The organism is Cloacibacillus sp., assembly GCA_036655895.1.
In the GTDB taxonomy this organism is placed as follows: Bacteria; Synergistota; Synergistia; order Synergistales; family Synergistaceae; genus JAVVPF01.
The window spans coordinates 1-2978 of sequence record JAVVPF010000088.1 but is presented as its reverse complement, the minus strand read 5'-3'; the positions used below and the strand labels follow the sequence as shown (position 1 = coordinate 2978).

General features: G+C 46.9%; 2 protein-coding genes. Both read left to right on the top strand.

Annotation, left to right across the window (positions count from 1 at the left end; genetic code table 11):
* Positions 1 to 1483 (top strand): PucR family transcriptional regulator ligand-binding domain-containing protein (locus RRY12_12820; GenBank protein MEG2185556.1); only part of this gene is annotated, 1483 nt, incomplete at its 5' end.
* Positions 1471 to 2856, top strand: a complete 1386-nt coding sequence (pepV, locus tag RRY12_12815) for a dipeptidase PepV (protein MEG2185555.1) — start codon at positions 1471 to 1473, stop codon at positions 2854 to 2856. The genes RRY12_12820 and pepV, both read left to right, overlap by 13 nt.
* The last annotated feature ends 122 nt before the right edge of the window (positions 2857 to 2978 follow it).

Here is a 2978-nt window from a genome sequence, read left to right as displayed (position 1 = left end):
CGTGCCCGATATCAACGGATGGATATTTGGGGGAGAATTCCTTTTGACATCCGGTTATATTTTTAAAGACGACCCTGAAATGTTAGCACAGGTGATAGAATCAGCGAGCAAAGCTGGGGCCGCCGCTTTAGGCGTTAAAATGGAACGCTATATCGACAGGATCCCGCAAAATGTTCTGCGCACAGCGGACAGGCTCTCGTTTCCTTTCATAGGCATTCCTCTACACTATGCTCACACAGAAATAATCAACCCTGTTTTAGTGGCATTGTCAGATAAAGTAACACAACTTATGCACACCACAGAAGATATCCATAAACAATTCCTAAACAAACTTATTTTGCAAGAACCGTTTGAATCTATTTTGACCCTTTTAAATCAATATATCGGACGTGAGATCCTTTTCGTCGATATAGTGACGGGGATGCGTTACGCCTGCACCACCTCAATAGAATTCAATCAACTCATCGAAAATGTTCCACTAGCCTCTTTGATAGACCATTTTACGCATCAAAAAATCATGATAGGAGAAAAAACTCGCGGATACCTTTTTTTAGACAAGCCGCTCAGCGACGCGAAATCAGAAATAGCCCTTAATAAAGCGATAGAAGCTATGCAGCTATATATGACCTGGGAGCACGAACGATGGAAAATAGAACGCGGGAAAGATATGCTGTTCGTCCAGGACATCTTATATCAGCGCTTCAGGCAGGATTCAGAAATACTTACCAGAGGCAGGACTCTCGGGTGGGATCTAAGCGGAGAAAAAGCAGTCGTACTCCTGGGAATAGACAAAGAGCATTCTTCGCAGCAGAAACCGCACGAACCTTATATTCGCGGTTTTGAGACAGTACGGGCAATGTTGAGCGAGCTGCAAAAAGAGATCCCGTACACGCGGTTGGAAGAGCAAATGGCCTTTATCATCGACGCTCGAGAAAACGACTGGGGGGAGATCAAAACAAAACTTAAGGAGATCTTCATGAACGCGTCGCGCGTCATACGCGCGCAGACCGGACTACAGATAGCGATGAGCATAGGTTCTCCTGTTAGAAATATACTCTCATGCAGCAAGAGCTTCAGGGAAGCCTCTAAAGTTTTCTTTGTAGCGCAAAACAACAACGCCTCATCTCCGACGTTCTGGGAGGAAATGGGGATATACAAGATACTTGCGCCAATACATGATTCGCCTGAGGCAGAGGATTTTATCACCGAATACCTCGGCGCCCTCATCAAAATCAGCAAGCAGCAGACGAAAGATTCCCTGCTGGAAACGCTCTTCTGCATCGTCCGCAGCAACTGGCAGCTGAAACCGGTCGCAGCCGCCATGAATCTTCATTACAACACAGTCAAGTACAGGTACCAAAAATTAAGCGAGATACTTGGGCTAGATATGGACCTGTCGTCGACTAGAATCAATCTCACTCTTGCAATGGAGCTCTATATGCTAAACAGGTTTAGAAAGGAGAATGGATCATGGGAAGAATAAATAATAGCATACGACAGTCAATAGAAGAAAATTTTAAAAATCAGGTGATAGACACTCAGGATCTTATAAAAATCAAAAGCGTCCTTCAAGAAGAGCGCGCAAACACAGAACACCCATTTGGAGCCAATCTTACCGCCGCCCTGGAAAAATTTCTTGACAACGCAAAACAGATGGGATTTAAAACTGAAAACAAAGACAACTACGTAGGATGGGCCGAGATGGGAGATAAAGAGGCCAGGCTCATCGGCATCCTCGCACACCTTGACGTCGTCCCGGAAGGCAACCAATCTGACTGGAAGCACCCTCCTTACGACGCCGTAATTGAGAACAATAATTTGTACGGCAGAGGCAGCATTGACGATAAAGGCCCAGCTATAGCCGCGTTATATGCGATGAAGGCAATACGGGATTCAGGCATTCCGCTCAGAAACAGATTCCGGCTCATTCTTGGCCTCGACGAAGAGTCCGGCTCACGCTGCATCGCTCACTACAACGCCACGGCGGAGAAACCGGCTTTTTGCTTTTCTCCAGACGCCTCTTTTCCTGTCGTCAACGCGGAAAAAGGTATCTTGCGCTTCACTGTGGAACTGCCTTTAAAGGCTCAATGTAGCGAAGCGGGGACCACTATCGTCTCCATAAAAGGCGGAGACAGATTCAACGTTGTCCCGGATAAGGCCGAGGCCGTTCTACGCTGCGCGCCGCTTACGGCTGGCCTTGAGAACCGCAACGTTACGATAACGACAAACGGAGTCTCCGCTCATGCCATGGAGCCTGAAAAGGGGCTGAACGCGATCCAGTTGCTGTTAGACAGGCTCGCACAGCTTGAGTCATCTGACGGCATCCGTGAAATGATTGCCGCTATTTCTGCTGTTGCGGGGGACGGGCACGGAGGAGAACAGTTTGGAATAGCTATAAAAGACGAAATATCAGGCGCGCTTACCTGTAACACTGCCGCAATAGAGGCTGATTTTTCCACGGAGTGCCCTGTTGTAACGGTGAAGTTTGACATCCGTTATCCTGTAACGGCGAATTTTGAAAATATTCTTGATAATATCACAACCACTATTAAAGCAGCCGGAGCTAAAATGGCTGTCAACGTTCATAAAAAGCCTCTTTACATCCCAGAGTCTCACCCTGTAGTACAGGCAATTCTTGACAGCTATGAAAGCGTGATGAACGCTCGTCCTGCCCCCATCAGCATGGGAGGTGGGACTTACTGCAGATTCATGCCAGATTCGGTTTCTGCCGGCCCGCTATTTCCAGGACAAGAAGAGCTGGCCCATCAGCCGAATGAATTTGTATCGCTTGATGACCTGCTTAAAAGCACTCTCATCTATGCCGAAATAATAATGAGATTGAACGATATAGAATAAAATTAAACATAAAAACGATCTCCAAAATCAATTCGTTGGGGATCGGAGGCAGAGACACAAAGAGGAGGTTTGACAGCCGCGGTTCGGCTGGTTCCTCCTCTTGATTTATGTATTCTCTTTCG